Source organism: Streptomyces sp. RP5T, from assembly GCF_003933965.1.
Lineage (GTDB): Bacteria > Actinomycetota > Actinomycetes > Streptomycetales > Streptomycetaceae > Streptomyces.
In genome coordinates this window covers 1-2,782 of sequence record NZ_RSAJ01000843.1, presented here as the reverse complement: position 1 = coordinate 2,782, position 2,782 = coordinate 1, and the positions used below count along the sequence as shown (strand labels likewise).

2 protein-coding genes are annotated in these 2,782 nt (G+C 72.9%); one reads left to right on the top strand and one right to left on the bottom strand.

All coding sequences use genetic code 11. The annotated features are described in order from the left end of the window. Positions 1 to 1,648: MFS transporter (locus EHS43_RS41865; protein ID WP_260470963.1), on the bottom strand; the 1,648-nt coding region annotated here is incomplete at its 3' end. A 151-nt stretch (positions 1,649 to 1,799) separates the two neighbouring features. On the opposite strand from EHS43_RS41865, the gene EHS43_RS41860 reads away from it, so the two are divergent. Beyond that, positions 1,800 to 2,782, top strand: a 983-nt coding sequence (locus EHS43_RS41860; protein WP_148104263.1) for an Lrp/AsnC family transcriptional regulator, incomplete at its 3' end; no start/stop codon positions are given.

Sequence of the window (2,782 nt, the reverse complement as noted above, 5' to 3'; positions counted from 1 at the left end):
CCTCACCCCCGCCGGTCCCCGACACCGCCGCAGCCGTCTCGCCGGGCTTCGCTCCCCCGGGCCGGCCCGACGCGGCGGCCTCAGTGCGGCCCCCGGCGGCGACCTGCGTGTGGCCCGCGCCGCCGCCGGGGCGGCGCAGCAGGACGAGCGCGACCACCGCGGCCAGCAGGGTGAGCGACCCCGCGACCGTCAGGCACAGCCGCAGTCCGTCCAGGAATGCCTCCCCCAGGGCACCCATCACCCGGCCCGTGTCCGCGCCGAGGTCGAGGCCGGCCACCGCGCCCAGTCCCCCGTGGTCCGCCGCCGTGACGATCCGCTCCCGCGCCGCCCCGGTCAGGCCGGCGTCGGCCAGGTGGCCGGGGAAGCTGTCCAGCGCGCGGGTGGTCAGCAGCGCCCCGAGGACGGCCGGACCGAGCGCCCCGCCCAGCTGACGGAACGCGTTGTTGCCCGCCGCGGCCATACCGGCCAGGTGGTGCGGCACGGAGGCCACCGCCGTCGCGGTCATCGGGGTCATGACGGCCCCCATTCCCAGCCCCAGGGGCGCGAGCCGCCAGGCGAGGCCGAGGAAGGAGGTGTCCGCGTCGACACCGACCAGCGAGAACAGCGAGGCGGAGACGACCAGCAGACCGCCCGCGATCAGCCACCGCGCGGACACCCGGTGCATGAGGCGCCCGACGGGCCCGCCGACCAGGATGGCGCAGGCCGTCACCACCAGCATCCGCCAGCCCGCCTCCAGCGTGCCGAGCCGCTGCACCATCCCGAAGTACAGGCTGAGCAGGAAGAAGAAGCCGATCAGACCGAGGAACGTGATCATCGCGACGAGCGTGGTCGCGGTGAAGGCCGGGCTGCGGAACAGCGCGAGGTCGAGCATCGGACTGTCGCTGCGCCGCTCGGCGACCACGAAGGCGACACCGCCCACGACGGCGACCGCGAGGGCCGTCAGCACCTTCGGAGCGGTGAAGGAGTCCGCTCCGCCCTCGATGACGCCGTACACCAGGGCGGTGACCGCCACCGTGGCGGTGATCTGGCCGGGCCAGTCAAGCCGCCGTTCGTAGGGGGCGCGGGAGTCGGTCAGCAGCCGCGCCGCGAAGACGGTCGCGAGCAGTGAGACGGGGATCGGCAGGAGGTAGATCCAGCGCCAGGCGAAGTGGTCGAGGATCACTCCGGCGATGATCGGGCCGACGGCCAGCGCCGCCATGAGCGAGGTGGCCCACAGGCCGATGAACTTGCCGCGCTCCCGGTGATCGGGCACCGCGTGGCTGATCAGCGCCAGCGTGGTGGGCAGCAGCAGGGCCGCGCCGAGTCCGGCGAGGGCCTGCCCGATCCACAGCACCTGCACCGACTGCGCGGTGAGCGCGACGGCGGCCCCGGCCGCGGAGAACAGCAGCCCTGCCTGGAAGACCTTCTTGCGCCCGTGCACGTCACCGAAGACGCCGGCGGTCAGGATGAACGCGGCCATGGGCAGGACGAACGCGTCCTGGACCCAGGCCAGTTGGGATGTCGTCGCACCCAGCGCCGCCTGTACGGCGGGCAGGCTCACGGCGACGGTGGTGACCGGCAGATAGGCGACGAAGACGCCGAGGCAGGCCATGACGAGCGTGGCCGCCCGCCGGTCGGCCGGCCCGCTCGCCGGGGTCGTGACATTCACGGGGAACTCTCCTCCACGGCGACGCGCGCCGCGATCGTCCACTGTTTCTCGGGCCCCCCAGCATCGGCGACGACGAGTCGGATCCCCAACGCCAGAGCCCGACGTGGACACAAACATCCATCAGGGCCCGCCGTACTGTCACACTTCTCCCATGTTCGACGAGACCGACCGCAAAATCCTCCGCGCCCTGCACTACCACCCCCGCGCGTCCTTCCGCCTGATCGGCGAGGTCGCGGGGGTGTCGGAGCAGACCGCCGCCCGCCGCTACCAGGCCCTGCGCCGCGAGGGGGTGATGCGGGTCGTGGGTCTGATCAACCCGGAGGTGCACGGTCTGGCCCGCTGGATCACCCGCATCCGCTGCCGCCCCGACCGGGTCGCCCCGCTGGCGGACGCCCTCACCCGCCGCCCCGACATCGCCTACGTCGGTCTCGCCTCCGGCGGCTCGGAGATCATCTGCATGATCCACTCACCGGTCGACGCACCCCGCGACGACATCCTGCTGCGCCAACTGCCCAAGGCCGCCTCCGTGCTGGACGTCAGCATCGACCTGCTGATCCACCCCTTCGGCACGGTCGGCACCTCCGAGTGGTCCGGATACGGCGGCCGCCTCACCCCGGACCAGGTGGCACGGCTCACCGCGGACCGGCCGCCCGCGCCCACCGGCCCCGTCCTGCCGCTCACCGCCGAGGACACCCCCCTGCTCGAAGCCCTCACGGAGGACGGCCGTACGACCCACACCCGGCTCGCCGAACTCACCGGGTGGTCCAAGGCGCGCGTGGCCCGGCGTCTCGACGCCCTGGAATCCTCGGGCGCGCTCGCCTATGACGTCGACCTGCTCCCGGAGCGCCTGGGCCACCATCTCAACGCCACCCTCTGGCTGCGGGTGGCCCCAGCCCATCTACAGCGCGTCGGCGAGGAGTTGGCCGACCACGACGAGGTGGCTTTCGCCGGTGCCACGAGCGGCGAGCACAACATCATGGTCGTCGTGTACTGCCGTGACGCGGAGGACTTCTACCGCTACCTCACGACACAGGTGGCGGCCGTCCCCTGCATCGACTCCTACAGCGTCAGCATCCGCGTCCGCCGCCTCAAACAGGCGGCGTCCCTCATCGCCCACGGCAGGCTGATCCCGCC